Origin of the sequence: Psychromarinibacter sp. S121 (assembly GCF_049801035.1) — a bacterium.
Taxonomy (GTDB): Bacteria; Pseudomonadota; Alphaproteobacteria; order Rhodobacterales; family Rhodobacteraceae; genus Psychromarinibacter.
The window spans coordinates 276,560-292,301 of record NZ_JBNAGE010000002.1; the positions used below are offsets into that span (position 1 = coordinate 276,560).

Sequence of the window (15,742 nt, forward strand, 5' to 3'; positions counted from 1 at the left end):
TCCACACAGTGGATTGGGCAGGGGCAGAACCATGCAAATGGTCTTTATTCAGAAATACCGGAAGTATCTGACAAGCGGCGCGACCATCGCAGCCGTCGTCGCGACCGCGCACATGATGCAGCGGAACGGCGACGCCAACGCCCGCGACGCCCTGCCGGAACCCGAGATTGCCGCCGAAACGATCGCCGCCCCGATGACCGCTGGAGTGCTGGGCGTTCCCGCACCCGAGGTTGGCCCCGACGCCGCACCCGACGTTGGCCCCGACGTTGGCCCAGACGCTGCTCCGATGATCGTTGCCGAAGCGCCCGCACCGGATGTTGTCGTGCCCGAAGTCACCGCGCCCGAAGCCGACATGCCCGAAGCCATCATGCCCGTCGTTGACGTGGCAAAGCCCGAACCGGCCGACGCGGCTGATCCTGTCTCTAAGATGGAGATGCTGGCCGAGCTGGACGCCGCGGACCCGGAGACCCCCGATCTCGTCGACATCGCCAGCCTCGACATCCAGCCCGACGACGATGCGCCCGCCGCCGTCGTGGTCGAGATCCCGGACATGCCCTCTGACAGTGCGATCCCCGAGCCGCTGGAACTGAAGCAGCCCACGCCGCTGGACCGGATGGCGCCGGTGGAAGAAGCCGCGCCCGAGGAACTGCCCGAGGAGCCCGGCCGCAATGAATACGGTCTTGCCTGCGACGTGATCCTGTCCGCATCGGCCCAGACCGCCGGAATGGTGCGCCTGATGCTGACCGCACCCTGCGCCGCGGACGAACGTCTGACCGTTCGCCACGAAGGCCTGATCTTCTCGGACGAGACCGACGCGCTGGGCATGTACACCGTCGACGTGCCCGCCCTGTCGATCGACGCGTCCTTCTCTGTCACGCTGGCCAGCGGCGAGACCGCCGAGACCGCCGTCGACGTGCCGGAAGCGATGCGAACCGAACGCGTCGTGCTTCAGTACAACGGCGACAACGGCCTGCAGATCCACGCGCTGGAATTCGGCGCCGACTATGGCGATGCCGGCCATATCTGGTCCGGCAACCCTGGCTCGGTCGAGGCCGCGACCCGGACCGGCGGCGGCTTCCTGACGATGCTGGGCGACCGCAGTCAGCCCGATGCCTTTCTTGCAGAGGTCTACACCCTGCCCGAGGATGCGCGCGGACAGGACGGCGTCGTCCGCCTGAGCGTCGAGGCCGAGGTAACCGCCGCCAACTGCAACCGCGACATCGCGGGCCAGACGATCCAGCGCACCGCAGCCGGTGGAATGCGCCCTGTGTCCCTGACGCTATCCATGCCGGACTGCGACGCGGCGGGCGAGTTTCTGGTGTTGAAAAACCTCCTTCGAGACCTGAAGATCGCCTCGTACTGAGGCAGTCGCGGTAATCGGACATGAGCTATCGACGTGCGGCAGTCCTTGCCGCACTGTTTCTTTGGAGCCTCGGCGGAGCCGCGCGCGGCGACGATGTCACCCTGACCTCTCGCGATGGCAGCGTCGAAGTCACCGGCGACCTGCTGGGCTATGACGGCGAATTCTACCGCGTAGACACTGTTTATGGCGTCCTCACGCTGGATGGCAGCGGCGTCGTCTGCGAGGGTCCCGGCTGTCCCGACCTGACTGCATTTGTCGCCCGTTTCACCTTCTCCGGCGCCCGCACCATGGGCGAGGTTCTGATGCCCTCGCTGGTCGAGGCCTTCGCGGCAAGGTCCGGTTATGGTGTTGAACGGCGCATCGTTGACGACACTCATTTCGACTATGTCCTGACCGACCTTGCGTCGGGCGCGCTGGCCGCCGAAATCGGGTTCCGCGTAACCTCGACCGAGGAAGGCTTTGCCGACCTGCTGGCGAACGAGACGGACCTTGTGCTGTCCACCCGCCCCGCGAACGCGACAGAGATCACGCTGGCGCAAGAGGCGGGTCTGGGCGACCTGTCGGATCCGCGCCGCAGCCGGATTCTTGCGCTCGACGCCATGGCGGTGATCGTGTCGGCGGACAATCCGATGAAGGGCCTGACGCTTGACCAGATCACCCGCATCTTCGCCGGAGAGATCACCAACTGGTCGGCGCTGGGCGGCCCTGACGCACCGATATTCGTGCATATGCGGGGTGAACGGTCGGGCCTGTCTCAGGCTTTCGCCGACCGCCTTCTGACCCCGCGCGATCTTGCGCCCGCCGCTGCCACGATCCGCCACCCGGACAACGCCGCGCTGGCCGACGCTGTGGCCGGCGATCCGCTGGCCATCGGCGTTGCGCCCTATTCAGAGACTGGCAACGCGCAGGTGCTGGAACTGTACGGCAAGTGCGGCATGGTCTCTGTCCTCGACGACCTGACGGTGAAGACCGAAGATTATCCGCTGACGCTGCCGCTGTTTCTGTACACGCCGGTCCGCCGCCTGCCGCTTCTGGCGCGCGAATTTCTGTCCTTCGCCCGCTCGCCCGCCGCGCAGCTTGTCGTCGCACGCTCGGGCTTCGTCGACCTGCGGCTTTACAACGTGCCGGTCGCCGAGCAGGGGTTGCGGCTGGTCAACGCGATCACCGAAGCGGGCGACGAGGTCTTGCTGGACGAACTGCAACGGCTTGCGATGACGATGGACGGGACCGAGCGGCTGACGCTTGGGTTCCGCTTTGAACAGGGCGGGGCGCAGCTTGATCCGCAGTCCCGCTCGAACGTCGAGATATTGGCGCAGCAGATCGAGGCGGGCGCCTTCGACGGTCGACCGCTGATCTTCGTTGGCTTTTCCGACAGCGAGGGCCCCGCTGACGGCAACATTCGCCTTGCCACCCGCCGCGCGGAAGAGGTGCGCGACGCGGTGCTGAAAGCCGCGCCGACCGCCGACCGCGAGCGGCTGTCGATCTCGGTCGAGGCCTTTGGCGAGGCGATGCCGATGGCCTGCGATGACGAGGAATGGGGCCGTCAGGTCAACCGCCGGGTCGAGGTCTGGGCCACTCAAAGATAGCCTTCGGCCCGAAAGCTGAGTTCGGCGGATTTGCCGACGATCAGATGGTCGTGCAGGGTCAGGCCCAAAGCCCGCGACGCCTCTTCGACCTGGCGGGTCATGTCGATGTCCTGCTGCGAGGGGCTGGGGTCGCCCGATGGGTGGTTGTGTACCAGGATCAGCGCGCTGGCGTTCAGTTCCAACGCCCGTTTCACGACCTCGCGCGGATAGACGGGCACGTGGTCGACGGTGCCCTGCGCCTGCGCCTCGTCCGCGATCAGAACGTTCTTACGATCAAGGTACAGCACGCGAAACTGCTCGGTCTCGCGGTGGGCCATGGTGGTGTGGCAATAGTCCAGAACCGCATCCCAGCTCGAGATCACCGGCCGTTGCAAGACCCGCGACCGCGCCAGTCGGTGCGCCGCCGCTTCGACCAGCTTCAGTTCCCTTACCACAGCCTCTCCGACCCCGCTGACCGAAGTCAGGCGGGCGGGATCGGCGGACAGTACGCGGTTGAAATCGCCGAACGTGTCGATCAGCAGCCGCGCCAGCGGCTTGACATCCTGCCGTTCGATGGCGCGGAACAGGATGAGTTCCAACACCTCGTAATCCGGCATCGCCGCTGCGCCGCCCTCCATGAACCGGGCGCGCAGGCGTTTGCGGTGGTCCTTGATGTAGGACGGCAGGCGCTTTGGTGGAACCGCGGCCGCCGCCTCATCATCGGGGCTGAACAGGGGCAGGGGGGCTTCGGCCATCTCGCTCGTCATGCCGCCAGCCTTGCCGCATCCCGGTTAATGCCGGGTTAAGGCCAACGTTCCGGTTCCTGCGCAACCGGGCGCCGGACGACTGCATGGCGCAGGAACCGGATCGCTTGGCTGATCCTGGCACGGCACCAGACGTCTCGTGCAACAAGGAGATATCGCATGATCCTCAAGGACAAGACCGTCATCGTCACCGGCGCTTCCTCTGGCATCGGCGCCGCAAGCACCCGCCTGTTCGCGCAGGAGGGCGCGAACGTGGTTATCGGCGCGCGCCGGGAAACGCGCTTGCGCGACCTTGCCGACGACATCTCTGGCAGCGGCGGACGCGTGGCGTATCTGGCGGGGGACGTTCGAGACGAGGCTTTCGCCCGCGCGCTGGTCGCCCTTGCCAAAGATCGCTTCGGGGGTCTTCACGCGGCTATGAACAACGCGGGCACCACCGGCCCGGCCGTGCCGATCCCCGAGTTGTCCGCCGACGACTGGCACGCGGTTCTGGATACGAACCTGACCAGCGCCTTCTACGGCGCCCGGTATCAGGTGCCTGCGATCCTCGAAAGCGGCGGAGGTTCCGTCGTGTTCACTTCGTCCTTCGTCGGCCAGACCGTCGGCTTGCCGGGCATGGGCGCCTATGCCGCCGCCAAGGCAGGGCTTGTGGGGTTGGCGCAGGTACTGGCGGTAGAGCACGGAGCGCAGGGACTGCGGGCGAACACGTTGATGCCGGGCGGAACGATGACCGAAATGGCAGGCGACGACGCGGGCTTTCACGAATTCGTCCGGGGGCTTCATGCGCTTAAACGGATGGCCGCGCCGGAAGAGATCGCAGAGGCCGCGCTGTTCCTGATCTCGGATCGTGGGTCCTTCGTCACCGGCACATCGCTTTACGCGGACGGCGGCAACTCGGTCTGCAAGACCTAGCTTTGCTTCCCCTGCCGCCGGTCGAATGTGATGACGCGCCAGACGTAGACGCCAAGCAGTCCCACCACCACGATGGTCGAAATCGGGTCCAGCCATGCGGCGACAAGGTCGTAGCCGCTTTCCAGCCAATAGCCGAGCATCGCCAAAGGCGTCGTCCACAGAAAGCTGCCGACCGCGCTAAGCAGAAGGAACCGCGCCTGCGACATGCGCTCGATCCCCGCGGGTACCGAGATCAGGGTTCGGATCGCGGGGATCAGGCGGCCGATCACCACGGCGCGACCCTCGTGGCGGGAAAACCAGTCCGCCGCGCGGTCCAGTTCCTCGGGCGCCAGCGACAGCCAGCGGCCGTGGCGTTCGGCCAACCTGCGCAGGCGGGCCTTTCCGTAGGTCCGGCCGATCCAGTACCACATCCACGCCCCGGCCAGCGTACCGACGGTTCCCCAGAAGATCACGATGGCCAAAGACATATCCCCCCGCGCGGCGTTGAAGCCCGCAAGCGGCATGATCAGTTCCGACGGGATCGGCGGGAACACGTTCTCGAGAAACATAAGCAGCCCCACGCCAAAGCCGCCCATCGCGTCGATCATTCCGGTGATCCAGTCGAACAAGTGTCTCTCCTGAAAAGAAAATCGCCCCGGGGGTTAACCCGGGGCGACGTGTCATTGTTCCGTCGGGATCACGGTCAGTTCTTCATCCCGTCCCAGAAGCTTTTCACCTTGGTGAAGAAGCTCGAGGACTCGGGGTTGTTGTCCTCGCCGATCTTCTCGAACTCTTTAAGCAGCTCTTTCTGGCGCGAGGTCAGGTTCACCGGGGTCTCGACCGCCAGTTCGATGAACATATCGCCGGTCCCACCGCCACGGAGGGCGGGCATGCCCTTGCCGCGCAGACGCATCTGGCGCCCCGACTGCGAGCCTGCGGGGATCTTCACCCGGCTGCGGCCGCCGTCGATCGTCGGCACCTCGATATCACCGCCCAGCGCGGCTGCTGTCATCGACACCGGGACAAGGCAGAACAGGCTTTGTCCGTCGCGCTGGAACAGCTGATGCTCTTCCACCTCGATGAAGATGTACAGGTCGCCTGTCGGACCGCCGCGCAGCCCGGCCTCGCCCTCTCCGGCAAGGCGGATGCGGGTGCCCGTCTCGACGCCCGCCGGGATGTTCACCGACAGCGAGCGGTCTTTCTCGACCCGGCCCGAACCGCCACAGGCGCGGCAGGGGTTCTTGATGATCTGCCCCATGCCCGAGCAGGTCGGACAGGTGCGTTCGACGGTGAAGAAGCCCTGCTGCGCACGGACCTTGCCCATGCCCGAACAGGTCGGACACATGGCGGGTTCCGCGCCGCCCTCGGCGCCGGTGCCCGAACAGGTCGAACACTGGACAGAGGTGGGAACCTTGATCGTCTTCTGCAGACCCTGATGCGCTTCTTCAAGCGTGACGCGCAGGTTATAGCGAAGGTCGGACCCGCGCGTCGCGCGCTGGCGTCCGGCGCCGCCGGCCCCGCCGCGGCCGCCCATGAAGTCACCGAACAGGTCGTCGAACACGTCCGAGAATGCAGAGGCGAAGTCACCTTGGCCTGCGCCGCCGGGACGCGGGCCACCGCCCATGCCGCCGTCGAACGCCGCGTGACCGAACCGGTCATAGGCGGCTTTCTTCTGCGGGTCTTTCAGCGCGTCGTACGCCTCGTTCACTTCCTTGAACTGGCTTTCGGCATCCGGGTTGTCGCTGTTGCGGTCGGGGTGAAGCTCTTTCGCCTTCTTGCGATAGGCCTTCTTCAGCTCTTCCGCCGTCGCACCCTTCTGGACGCCGAGAACATCGTAATAGTCGCGTTTTGCCATGGATGTACTCTCCTAACGCAAGGACCGGCCCCAGTAGTGACGAGGCCGGTCCAAACGCATCTGGCGACGCTTACGAGGCGCGCTTGTTGTCGTCGAGATCCTCGAAATCGGCATCCACGATGTCGTCGTCGACACCGCGCGGTTCGTCGTCGTCATCGGAACCACCGTCGCCCGATTCCGCTTTGGCTTGCTCGGCCTTGTAGATGGCCTCGCCCAGCTTCATCGCGGCTTCGGTGACGTTCTGGATGCCGCCCTTGATCTTGCCGGCGTCTTCCGTCTCGATCTGTTCCTTCAGGTTGGCAATCGCCAGCTCGATGGCTTCGATCGTGGTCGGGTCGACCTTGTCCGAATGCTCTTCCATCGACTTCTCGGTCGAGTGGATGAGGCTTTCGGCCTGGTTCTTGGCTTCGACCAGCTCGCGGCGGCCCTTGTCGGCCTCGGCATTCGCCTCGGCGTCGCGGACCATGTTGTCGATCTCTTCATCCGACAGACCGCCAGAGGCCTGGATGGTGATCTTCTGTTCCTTGTTGGTGCCCTTGTCCTTGGCAGCAACGTGGACGATGCCGTTGGCGTCGATGTCGAAGGTCACCTCGATCTGCGGCAGACCGCGCGGCGCGGGCGGAATGTCTTCCAGGTTGAACTGGCCCAGAAGCTTGTTGTCCGCCGCCATTTCCCGCTCGCCCTGGAACACGCGGATCGTCACCGCGTTCTGGTTGTCCTCGGCGGTCGAGAAGATCTGCGACTTCTTGGTCGGGATCGTGGTGTTGCGGTCGATCAGGCGGGTGAACACGCCACCCAGCGTCTCGATCCCCAGCGACAGCGGGGTCACGTCGAGAAGGACCACGTCCTTCACGTCACCCTGCAGCACGCCGGCCTGGATCGCGGCGCCCATGGCGACCACTTCGTCCGGGTTCACACCCTTGTGCGGCTCTTTGCCGAAGAAGGTCGAGACTTCCTCGATGACCTTCGGCATGCGGGTCATACCGCCGACCAGAACCACTTCGTCGATGTCGCTGGTGCTGAGGCCGGCGTCTTTCAGCGCGTCCTTGCAGGGCTTCATCGACTTCTTGATCAGGTCACCCACCAGGCTTTCCAGCTTGGCGCGGGTCAGCTTCATGACCATGTGCAGCGGCGTGCCGTCCTTGCCCATCGAGATGAACGGCTGGTTGATCTCGGTCTGCGACGAGGACGAAAGCTCGATCTTCGCTTTCTCGGCCGCTTCCTTGAGACGCTGCAGCGCCATCTTGTCCTTGGTCAGGTCGACGCCGTGCTCTTTCTTGAACTCGTCGGCGAGGTAGTTGACGATCCGCATATCGAAGTCTTCACCGCCAAGGAACGTGTCCCCGTTGGTGGATTTCACTTCGAACAGGCCGTCGTCGATCTCAAGGATCGTGATGTCGAAGGTACCGCCGCCAAGGTCGTAGACGGCGATCGTCTTCGAGTCCTTCTTGTCGAGGCCATAGGCCAGCGCGGCCGCGGTCGGCTCGTTGATGATACGCAGGACTTCGAGACCGGCGATCTTGCCGGCGTCCTTGGTCGCCTGACGCTGAGCGTCGTTGAAGTACGCGGGAACGGTGATGACCGCCTGCGTCACGTCTTCGCCAAGATAGTTCTCGGCGGTTTCCTTCATTTTCTGAAGGATGAAGGCAGAGATCTGCGACGGCGAGTAAGTCTCGCCCTTCACTTCGACCCATGCGTCGCCGTTGCCGCCGTCAACGATCGAGTAGGGGACAAGGTTCTTGTCCTTCTCGACCTCGGCGTCGCCCAGACGGCGCCCGATCAGGCGCTTCACGGCGAAAACGGTGTTCGACGGGTTGGTGACGGCCTGCCGCTTGGCGGGCTGACCGACAAGACGCTCGTCGTCAGTGAAACCGACGATGGACGGCGTCGTCCGTGCGCCTTCGGAGTTCTCGATCACCCGGGGTTGCGAACCATCCATGATGGCGACGCAGCTGTTGGTCGTCCCGAGGTCGATACCGATGACTTTGGCCATGCTCAATATCCTCTCTTTCGGCGATGTTGCGGGGCTCGGCCCTGTGAGGCACCGTGCCCCTATCCCATGAATTGCAAAGGGCGATTGGCCTACCCCTTGCGGCTTCTGGGCGTATATAGGGAGGGGGGAAATACGCTGCAAGCGAGTCCGCCCAGTTAAAATGACGGTTTTTGACAGTTCCGTGATGAAGTGACCGATACACCGCTGACAGTTCGGGGATTCAGGATTTTCAAAGGGTTTCTAGACGCCCCGGCGCAATCCGGCATGGCGTCAGATATCCGCCGCGTGGTGGCCGAAGCGCCGCTTTTCTCGCCAATGACGCCCTACGGGAAACCGATGTCCGTCCGCATGACCTCGGCGGGGAAATACGGCTGGTTCTCGGACCGGAAAGGCTATCGGTACGAGCCGCGGCATCCGTCCGGCGTGGCGTGGCCCGAGATTCCGGACAGTGTTCTGGACCTGTGGCGCACTGTGACCGGGCTGGGCCGTCAGCCGGACTGCTGCCTGATCAACTTCTATCCGCCCGGCGCCCGCATGGGGATGCATCAGGACAAGGACGAGGCGGACTTCTCGTTCCCTGTCGTGTCCGTGTCGCTGGGCGACGACGGGCTGTTCCGCATCGGTAACGACACCCGCGGCGGCAAGACGGAATCCATTTGGCTCAATTCGGGTGACGTTGTGGTGATGGGGGACGAGGCGCGGCTGACCTACCACGGCGTCGACCGCATTCGTCCGGGCACATCAACGCTGCTGGAAGCCGAGGGGCGGCTGAACCTGACGCTGCGCGTCGTCGACTGAAGGCCGTCCTAGTTCGCCGTGCCGGGGCCGTTCGGGCCGTACCGGTTAGAGATGTCGGCGGACAGGCTGTAGCGGATCGTATCCAGCGCCGTCCCCCGGCAGTCTGGGCAGACCGTGAAGGGCCCGCGCATCCACATCTGGTCGCCCGTGCGATAGGGATCGATCCAAGCATCCCCGACCTGATACCGGCAGCAGACCGAGCATCGGGCGGAACTGTCCTGTCCGTCATGCAGGCTGAACTGCGGCGGGTTCGGCGCGGTGATCCGTTGCAGCAGCCGGTGCTTCACGCCAACCTCGTCATCACCCGCGCGGCGAACCGACATGCGGTAATAGCGTTCTTCCTCCGGCGTGTCGCATCGGTAGGACATATGCAGCGTGATGTCGTGGCCGTGCGCCCAGTGAAAGATCGCCTGAAGATAGTCACGCGTGTCCCGCCCCGAGACGAAGTCCCAAAGAAGCCGTCCGATCACGCTGGATGAGGTCAACTGTGACGCGCCGTTGCGCGTCGTGCTCGCGTCCCAGTTTCCGCAGACCCAGGTGATGCGGGAATTCCGGTCGATGCGGTATTCCGTGAACATCACCCTCCTCCGGGGATACGTTCATTTGCAACGACTATACGGCGTGGGGCGGTCACGCGTAAATGTGTAGCTGCGATGCAGCAAATACCGCGCCGCTACTTCCCGGCGCCCCAGCTGCGAGAGGCATTCTTGCGGGTATAGAATTCGCCCATCATGCCGATCATGATCAGCACCAGCGACAGGATGACCGGGTAGGTCACGCTGCTGTAGTGCGGGTTGTAGTTCAGGAACACGAACCCCCGCGCCTGATCGATGCAGTGGAACAGCGGGTTCCAGTCGAACATCGCCAGCATGTAGGTCGGCATCGAGTTGGCCACGAACATCTTGCCGGACGCGACCATGTTGGCGCGGGTATAGATCTGCGACGCGATGTTCACGAAGTTCGGCGCCCACGGCTTCATCGCAAGGAAGACAAGCCCGACGGCGCAGCCCGAGAACCACGACAGCAGCACCATGCCATAGGCGGCGGCGGGATGCAGGATCTCGATCCGGGTAAAGGCCACGTGGTAGACGAACAGAACCACCACCAGCGCAAGTGTCTGAATGTAAAGCGTTCCCAGCGCGGCAGAAGAGATGGCGATGGTCGTGTTCATCGGGCCATGCTGCATCATCGGCGACGTCGGCCCTTCGGACCCGAGCACCGCGCTGACCGCCTTGTTGTGGGTCAGGAACAGGAAGATCCCCGACATGATGTACAGCAGGAAATCGCCCCGGATTGCGTTGCCGCGCAGGCCGAGGATCGCGAACATCACCCAGAACACCGCGACAAGGATCACGGTCTGCATGATCGACATCAGCAGGCCGACCACCGCGTTGCCGTGGCTTTTGCGGATATTGCGGACGGTTGCGTGATAGATCAGCTCGACAATGGCGATCGCCGACTGAAGCGTCGTCTGCCTTGTGCGTTGCTGGAACATCCCGGCCTTCCGCTGCCTGCCCGACGGCGCTTTCCCGGTCTTTTTCGCAGGGAATTGTTGCCGTTCCGTTGTCGGGGAAGCATAAGAGGCGCCGAGTTGTTTATCAATCGCAAGCTGCCGCCAGTGCAGCGAAGGAGAGGCCTTTGGACTTCGACAAACTCGTACCCGTGATGCGGCGCCTTGCGCTCGAGGCGGGGGACGCCATCCTCGAGATTTACCATTCCGACGACTTCGAGGTTCGGTCGAAATCCGACGAAAGCCCGGTGACCGAAGCGGACGAGAAGGCCGACGCGCTGATCTCGGCCGGTCTGCGCGCGGCGTTTCCGGACGTGGCTCTGGTGACTGAGGAACAGGCAGCCTCGCACGGGCAAGAGGTCTCGACCTTCCTGATCGTCGACCCGCTGGACGGCACCAAGGAATTCGTGAAGCGCCGTGGCGATTTCACCGTCAACATCGCCTATGTCGAGGATGGCGTGCCGCTGCGTGGCGTCGTCTACGCCCCGGCCCGCGAGCGGCTGTTCTACACGCTGGCCGACGGCACCACCGTTGAAGAGACCGGCACTTTCGACAAAGAGACCCCCGGCGCGACGACGCCGCTGAGCGTCTCTGATCCGGACAATTCGGCCCTGATGGTCGTCGCCTCGAAGTCGCACCGCGATCAGGCGACCGACGATTACATCGCCAAGTACGGCGTGAAGGACATGACCTCGGCCGGTTCGTCGCTGAAGTTCTGCCTTGTCGCCACGGGCGAGGCGGACATCTACCCGCGCCTTGGCCGCACGATGGAATGGGATACCGCCGCCGGCGACGCCGTGCTGCGCGGGGCGGGCGGCAAGGTGGTGCGCTTCGACGACCACAGCGTCTTCACCTATGGCAAGGAAGGCTTCGCCAACCCGTTCTTCATCGCCTACGCTCCGGGAGTAGAGTTGAAGGCTGCCGAATGAAGGTCCTGATCGTCATCCCCGCGCGCTATCCGTCGACGCGTTATCCGGGCAAGCCGCTGGTCGGTCTGCGCGGCGCTACGGGGGAATCCCGCAGCCTGATCCAGCGCACGTGGGAAGCCGGGATGGCGGTCAAAAGCGCCGACCGCGTCGTGGTCGCCACTGATGACGACCGCGTCCGCGAGGCCGCCGAAGCCTTTGGCGCCGAGGTCGTGCTGACCTCTGACAAGGCCCGCAACGGCACCGAGCGCTGTTCCGAGGCGCTGGCGGTTCTGGGTGGCGGCTACGACATCATCGTGAACCTTCAGGGCGACGCGCCGCTGACGCCGCCGTGGTTCATCGAGGAACTAGTGACCCAGCTGGAAGGGCATCCGACGGCAGAAGTCGCAACGCCGGTGCTGCGCTGCGATGGCCGGGCACTGAAGGACTTCCTGTCGGACCGGAAAGAGGGGCGTGTCGGCGGCACCACCGCCGTCTTCTCGCGCGACCGCCGGGCGCTGTATTTCTCGAAAGAGGTCATTCCCTATACCTCCGAGGAATACGGCGACGACGATCCGACCCCGGTGTTCCACCACGTTGGCGTTTACGCCTACAAACCCTCGGCGCTGGCATCCTATCCGCTGCTGAAGATGGGGCCGCTTGAACAGCTCGAAGGGCTGGAGCAGCTTCGGTTCCTTGAACACGAACACCCGATGCTGTGCGTTCAGGTCGAGGCGCGCGGGCACAAGTTCTGGGAGCTGAACAACCCCGGTGACGTCGCCCGGATCGAGGCGATGCTGCTGGCGATGGGGATCGAATGACGGCGACGGCAAGTGTCATCGTCGTCAGCCGAAACCGTCCCGATTACCTGCTGCGCTGCCTGACCGGCATCGAGCAACTGTCTCATCCCGCCTTCGAGGTCATCGTCGTCGCAGACCCCGCCGGTCTTGCCACGCTGCGCGATGCGGGCTTCGCCGACCGTGTGACCATGGCCGGGTACGACGAGGCCAACATCTCTGCCGCCCGGAATATCGGTCTGGGCCTTGCCGCTGGCGAGATCGTCGCGTTCATCGACGATGACGCGGTGCCCGAACCGACGTGGCTGGCCCACTTGACGCAGCCCTTCGAGGGCAGCGACATCGCGGCCGCCGGTGGTTATGTCATCGGGCGGAACGGCATCAGCTTTCAGCACCGCGCGCGCCGGGTCGACGGGACCGGAGCGCACGCGGACCTGCAATTGAACGGGACCGCCCCCGAGGTGTTCACCGCCGCGCCGGGGCAGGGGATCAAGACCGAAGGAACGAACTGCGCCTTCCGCAGCGGGCTGCTGCGCAAGATCGGCGGCTTCGATCCGGCCTATCGTTTCTATCTCGACGAAACCGACGTGAACCTCCGGCTTGCCGCGCTGGGCCACCGCACGGCGATCGTGCCGCTGGCGCAGGTTCACCACGGCGTCGCGCCCTCTGCCTATCGCCGCGCCGACCGGATGCCGCGCAGCTTGTCCGAAATCGGCGCCAGTCAGGTCGTCTTCCTGCGCCGCCATGCGCCCGACGTGCCGCAAGAGCCCGTCCTCGACGACATGCGCCGGGATCAGCGCGCACGCTTGCTGCGGCACATGGTGGCCGGGACCTGCGAGCCGCGCGACGTTTCGCGCCTGTTGGACACGCTGGAGACCGGCCTTGCCGAGGGGCGCGCCCGCGATCTGTCGCGGCTGCCGCCGCTGCCTGCGCCCAACCGCACCTTCGCGCCCTTCGTTCCCCGCACCCGCTTTGGCGGCACCGCGACCCTGTCCGGCCGGATCTGGACAGCGGGCCGCGCGCGCCGCGCCGCGATGGAATCGGTCAGGGGCGGCGCGCGGACGACTCTATACCTGTTCAGTTACACGACCCTACGTCACTCTGTGCGTTTCCGGGATGAGGGTTTCTGGGAACAGTCCGGCGGATTGTTTGGCAAATCGAAACGATCCGAACACAGCTTTCGCCTAATAAATTTCACGAATCGCCTTCAGAAGGAGCACGATCGAACGCACCTTGTCAGGATTGTGGCCTGAGCCCGGCGATTTATTGCAGCCTTCGGACATTTTCCGGCTCGGCGGTCGAAATCCCGGAAAATCGCGCCATCATGTCCCGAGACAATCTGGCACTCTCGTGCTAGGCAACCACGACAACAATTCTGAGGTGAGGTTATGTCTCGCAAAGTAACCAAGGCCGTATTTCCGGTCGCAGGCATGGGGACCCGCTTTCTCCCCGCGACGAAATCGATTCCTAAAGAAATCATGACGTTGGTGGACCGCCCGCTGATCCAGTATGCGATCGACGAGGCCCGCGCCGCCGGCATCAAAGAGTTCATCTTCGTGACCTCGCGCGGCAAAAGCGCGCTTGAGGATTACTTCGACCACGCACCGGAGCTTGAGTCCTCGCTGCGCAAGAAGGGCAAGAACGACCTTCTCGACGTGCTTGAGACGACCAACATGGATTCCGGCGCCATCGCCTATGTCCGCCAGCACAAGGCGCTCGGCCTTGGCCACGCCGTCTGGTGTGCCAACCGCCTGATCGCGCCCGACGAGCCCTTCGCGGTCCTGCTGCCCGATGACGTCATCGCCGCCGAGAAACCCTGCCTTCAGCAGATGACCGAAGCCTACGAGGAAACCGGCGGTTGCATGGTCGCCGCGATGGAAGTTCCGCCCGAGAAGGCGAAAGCCTACGGCGTGCTCGATGTTCAGGAAGACATGGGCTCGATGGTCAAGGTGAAGGGGATGGTCGAGAAGCCCGAAACGGGCAAGGCGCCGTCGAACCTTGCCGTGATCGGCCGCTACATCCTGAGCAACAAGGTTCTGCAGAACCTGTCCAGGAAGCAGACCGGTGCCGGGGGCGAGATTCAGCTGACCGACGCCATCGCGTCCGAGATCGGCTCTGATCCCGGTGTCTACGGCTACCGCTTCCGTGGCCAGCGCTTTGACTGCGGCTCCAAGGCCGGCTTCCTGCAGGCCACCGTGGCCTTCGGTCTGGCGCGCGACGAGCTTCGCGACGAGTTCGCCGACTATCTGAAGCACATGGTCGCGCTGCCCAAGGCCGCTCAGTAAACGAAAGACGGACACCGCCCGATGAAGCATGTTCTTGTCACGGGCGGTGCCGGCTATATCGGCTCTCACGCCTGCAAGGCGCTTGCTGCCGCAGGCTATGTGCCTGTCACGTATGACAATCTCTGCACCGGCTGGTCGGACGCCGTGAAGTTCGGCCCGCTGGAGCAGGGCGACCTGACCGACCGCGATGCGCTGGACAAGGTCTTCGCCAAGTATCAACCCATCGCCGTCATGCACTTCGCCGCCCTCAGTCAGGTCGGTGAATCCATGCGCGAGCCGGGGATGTACTGGCGCAACAACGTGATGGGGTCGCTGACGCTGGTCGAGGCCGCCATCGCCGCCGGGTGCCTTGATTTCGTGTTCTCCTCGACCTGCGCCACCTATGGCGACCACGACGGTGTCGTGCTGGACGAGGACACGCCGCAGCACCCGATCAATGCCTACGGTGCCTCGAAACGCGCGGTCGAGGATATCCTTGCGAACTTCGGCGAAAGCCACGGGCTGCGGTCGGTGATCTTCCGCTACTTCAACGTCGCGGGCGCCGACCCGGATGGCGAGGTCGGGGAATTCCACCAGCCCGAAACCCACCTGATCCCGCTGATGCTGGACGCCATCGACGGCAAGCGCCCCGCGCTGACCGTGTTCGGCACCGACTACGACACGCCCGACGGCACCTGCATCCGCGACTACGTGCACGTGATGGACCTTGTCGACGCCCACGTTTCTGGCCTGAAATGGCTGGAAGGCGGCAAAGGCTCGCGCGTGTTCAACCTTGGCACCGGCAAGGGCTTCTCGGTCCTTGAAGTGATCGAGCACAGCCGCGACGTCACCAACCGCGACGTGCCCTATCAGACCGGCGACCGCCGTCCGGGCGACTGCGTGAAGCTGGTGTCGGGCAGCACCCGCGCCGAAAGCGATCTTGGCTGGACGCCGCACCGGTCGACGCTGAAAAGCATGATCACCGACGCGTGGCGGTGGCACCAGAACGGTCACTACGACAAGTAAACCGCGCGGGA

15 protein-coding genes are annotated in these 15,742 nt (G+C 64.4%); 9 read left to right on the forward strand and 6 right to left on the reverse strand.

The window, feature by feature from the left end; translation table 11 throughout:
- Positions 1 to 31 precede the first annotated feature (31 nt).
- Positions 32 to 1,363 carry a hypothetical protein gene (locus ACP156_RS09670; RefSeq protein ID WP_425051109.1) on the forward strand — a complete coding sequence of 444 codons (1,332 nt, stop codon included), beginning with the start codon at positions 32 to 34 and terminating at the stop codon, positions 1,361 to 1,363.
- Positions 1,364 to 1,383: 20 nt separating this feature from the next.
- The gene (locus tag ACP156_RS09675; RefSeq protein ID WP_425051110.1) at positions 1,384 to 2,949 is read left to right on the forward strand and encodes a phosphate ABC transporter substrate-binding/OmpA family protein; all 1,566 of its coding nucleotides are present in this window, start codon (positions 1,384 to 1,386) and stop codon (positions 2,947 to 2,949) included.
- Here ACP156_RS09675 and radC read toward each other — a convergent pair.
- Positions 2,940 to 3,695, reverse strand: a complete 756-nt coding sequence (radC, locus tag ACP156_RS09680) for a RadC family protein (RefSeq protein ID WP_425051111.1) — start codon at positions 3,693 to 3,695, stop codon at positions 2,940 to 2,942. The two genes, ACP156_RS09675 and radC, sit on opposite strands and share 10 nt — an antisense overlap.
- Positions 3,696 to 3,851: 156 nt before the next feature.
- On the opposite strand from radC, the gene ACP156_RS09685 reads away from it, so the two are divergent.
- On the forward strand, positions 3,852 to 4,604 hold the full coding sequence (locus ACP156_RS09685) for an SDR family oxidoreductase (RefSeq protein WP_425051112.1): 753 nt from the start codon (positions 3,852 to 3,854) through the stop codon (positions 4,602 to 4,604).
- Here ACP156_RS09685 and ACP156_RS09690 read toward each other — a convergent pair.
- The 3 genes from ACP156_RS09690 to dnaK form a co-directional block, all read right to left on the reverse strand.
- On the reverse strand, positions 4,601 to 5,212 hold the full coding sequence (locus tag ACP156_RS09690; protein ID WP_425051113.1) for a DedA family protein: 612 nt from the start codon (positions 5,210 to 5,212) through the stop codon (positions 4,601 to 4,603). The genes ACP156_RS09685 and ACP156_RS09690 overlap by 4 nt on opposite strands.
- Before the next feature lie 74 nt (positions 5,213 to 5,286).
- Entirely contained in the window at positions 5,287 to 6,438 is a 1,152-nt protein-coding gene (gene dnaJ, locus ACP156_RS09695) for a molecular chaperone DnaJ (protein ID WP_425051114.1), read from the reverse strand.
- Between the two features lie 70 nt (positions 6,439 to 6,508).
- Positions 6,509 to 8,431 carry a molecular chaperone DnaK gene (dnaK, locus tag ACP156_RS09700; RefSeq protein ID WP_425051115.1) on the reverse strand — a complete coding sequence of 641 codons (1,923 nt, stop codon included), beginning with the start codon at positions 8,429 to 8,431 and terminating at the stop codon, positions 6,509 to 6,511.
- Between the two features lie 189 nt (positions 8,432 to 8,620).
- Between dnaK and ACP156_RS09705 the strand changes: the two genes are divergently transcribed.
- The gene (locus tag ACP156_RS09705; RefSeq protein ID WP_425051116.1) at positions 8,621 to 9,229 is read left to right on the forward strand and encodes an alpha-ketoglutarate-dependent dioxygenase AlkB family protein; all 609 of its coding nucleotides are present in this window, start codon (positions 8,621 to 8,623) and stop codon (positions 9,227 to 9,229) included.
- Positions 9,230 to 9,237: 8 nt separating this feature from the next.
- Here the strand turns inward: ACP156_RS09705 and ACP156_RS09710 are convergent, their stop codons facing one another.
- Positions 9,238 to 9,807, reverse strand: a complete 570-nt coding sequence (locus tag ACP156_RS09710; RefSeq protein WP_425051117.1) for a hypothetical protein — start codon at positions 9,805 to 9,807, stop codon at positions 9,238 to 9,240.
- 95 nt (positions 9,808 to 9,902) lie between these two features.
- Positions 9,903 to 10,724 (reverse strand): ABC transporter permease, encoded by an 822-nt coding sequence (locus tag ACP156_RS09715; RefSeq protein ID WP_425051118.1) that lies wholly within the window; start codon positions 10,722 to 10,724, stop codon positions 9,903 to 9,905.
- 170 nt (positions 10,725 to 10,894) lie between these two features.
- Between ACP156_RS09715 and cysQ the strand changes: the two genes are divergently transcribed.
- From cysQ to galE, 5 genes are all read left to right on the forward strand, one after another.
- On the forward strand, positions 10,895 to 11,668 hold the full coding sequence (cysQ, locus tag ACP156_RS09720) for a 3'(2'),5'-bisphosphate nucleotidase CysQ (RefSeq protein WP_425051894.1): 774 nt from the start codon (positions 10,895 to 10,897) through the stop codon (positions 11,666 to 11,668).
- Positions 11,665 to 12,465 (forward strand): 3-deoxy-manno-octulosonate cytidylyltransferase, encoded by an 801-nt coding sequence (locus ACP156_RS09725; protein ID WP_425051119.1) that lies wholly within the window; start codon positions 11,665 to 11,667, stop codon positions 12,463 to 12,465. Before cysQ ends, ACP156_RS09725 begins: the two co-directional genes overlap by 4 nt.
- A complete protein-coding gene (locus ACP156_RS09730; RefSeq protein ID WP_425051120.1) occupies positions 12,462 to 13,694 on the forward strand; it encodes a glycosyltransferase family 2 protein in 1,233 nt (410 codons plus the stop codon). Before ACP156_RS09725 ends, ACP156_RS09730 begins: the two co-directional genes overlap by 4 nt.
- A 135-nt stretch (positions 13,695 to 13,829) precedes the next feature.
- Positions 13,830 to 14,726 carry a UTP--glucose-1-phosphate uridylyltransferase gene (locus ACP156_RS09735; protein WP_425051121.1) on the forward strand — a complete coding sequence of 299 codons (897 nt, stop codon included), beginning with the start codon at positions 13,830 to 13,832 and terminating at the stop codon, positions 14,724 to 14,726.
- Positions 14,727 to 14,747: 21 nt separating this feature from the next.
- Positions 14,748 to 15,731 (forward strand): UDP-glucose 4-epimerase GalE, encoded by a 984-nt coding sequence (gene galE, locus ACP156_RS09740; protein ID WP_425051122.1) that lies wholly within the window; start codon positions 14,748 to 14,750, stop codon positions 15,729 to 15,731.
- Positions 15,732 to 15,742: the final 11 nt, after the last annotated feature.

Excerpts from the sequence above, each read along its gene's own strand:
- ACP156_RS09670 (WP_425051109.1), top strand. The coding sequence starts at position 32 with ATGCAAATGGTCTTTATTCAGAAATACCGGAAGTATCTGACAAGCGGC.
- ACP156_RS09675 (WP_425051110.1), top strand. The coding sequence starts at position 1,384 with ATGAGCTATCGACGTGCGGCAGTCCTTGCCGCACTGTTTCTTTGGAGC.
- radC (WP_425051111.1), bottom strand. The coding sequence starts at position 3,695 with ATGACGAGCGAGATGGCCGAAGCCCCCCTGCCCCTGTTCAGCCCCGAT.
- ACP156_RS09685 (WP_425051112.1), top strand. The coding sequence starts at position 3,852 with ATGATCCTCAAGGACAAGACCGTCATCGTCACCGGCGCTTCCTCTGGC.
- dnaJ (WP_425051114.1), bottom strand. The coding sequence starts at position 6,438 with ATGGCAAAACGCGACTATTACGATGTTCTCGGCGTCCAGAAGGGTGCG.
- dnaK (WP_425051115.1), bottom strand. The coding sequence starts at position 8,431 with ATGGCCAAAGTCATCGGTATCGACCTCGGGACGACCAACAGCTGCGTC.
- ACP156_RS09710 (WP_425051117.1), bottom strand. The coding sequence starts at position 9,807 with ATGTTCACGGAATACCGCATCGACCGGAATTCCCGCATCACCTGGGTC.
- ACP156_RS09715 (WP_425051118.1), bottom strand. The coding sequence starts at position 10,724 with ATGTTCCAGCAACGCACAAGGCAGACGACGCTTCAGTCGGCGATCGCC.
- cysQ (WP_425051894.1), top strand. The coding sequence starts at position 10,895 with ATGCGGCGCCTTGCGCTCGAGGCGGGGGACGCCATCCTCGAGATTTAC.
- ACP156_RS09725 (WP_425051119.1), top strand. The coding sequence starts at position 11,665 with ATGAAGGTCCTGATCGTCATCCCCGCGCGCTATCCGTCGACGCGTTAT.
- ACP156_RS09730 (WP_425051120.1), top strand. The coding sequence starts at position 12,462 with ATGACGGCGACGGCAAGTGTCATCGTCGTCAGCCGAAACCGTCCCGAT.
- ACP156_RS09735 (WP_425051121.1), top strand. The coding sequence starts at position 13,830 with ATGTCTCGCAAAGTAACCAAGGCCGTATTTCCGGTCGCAGGCATGGGG.
- galE (WP_425051122.1), top strand. The coding sequence starts at position 14,748 with ATGAAGCATGTTCTTGTCACGGGCGGTGCCGGCTATATCGGCTCTCAC.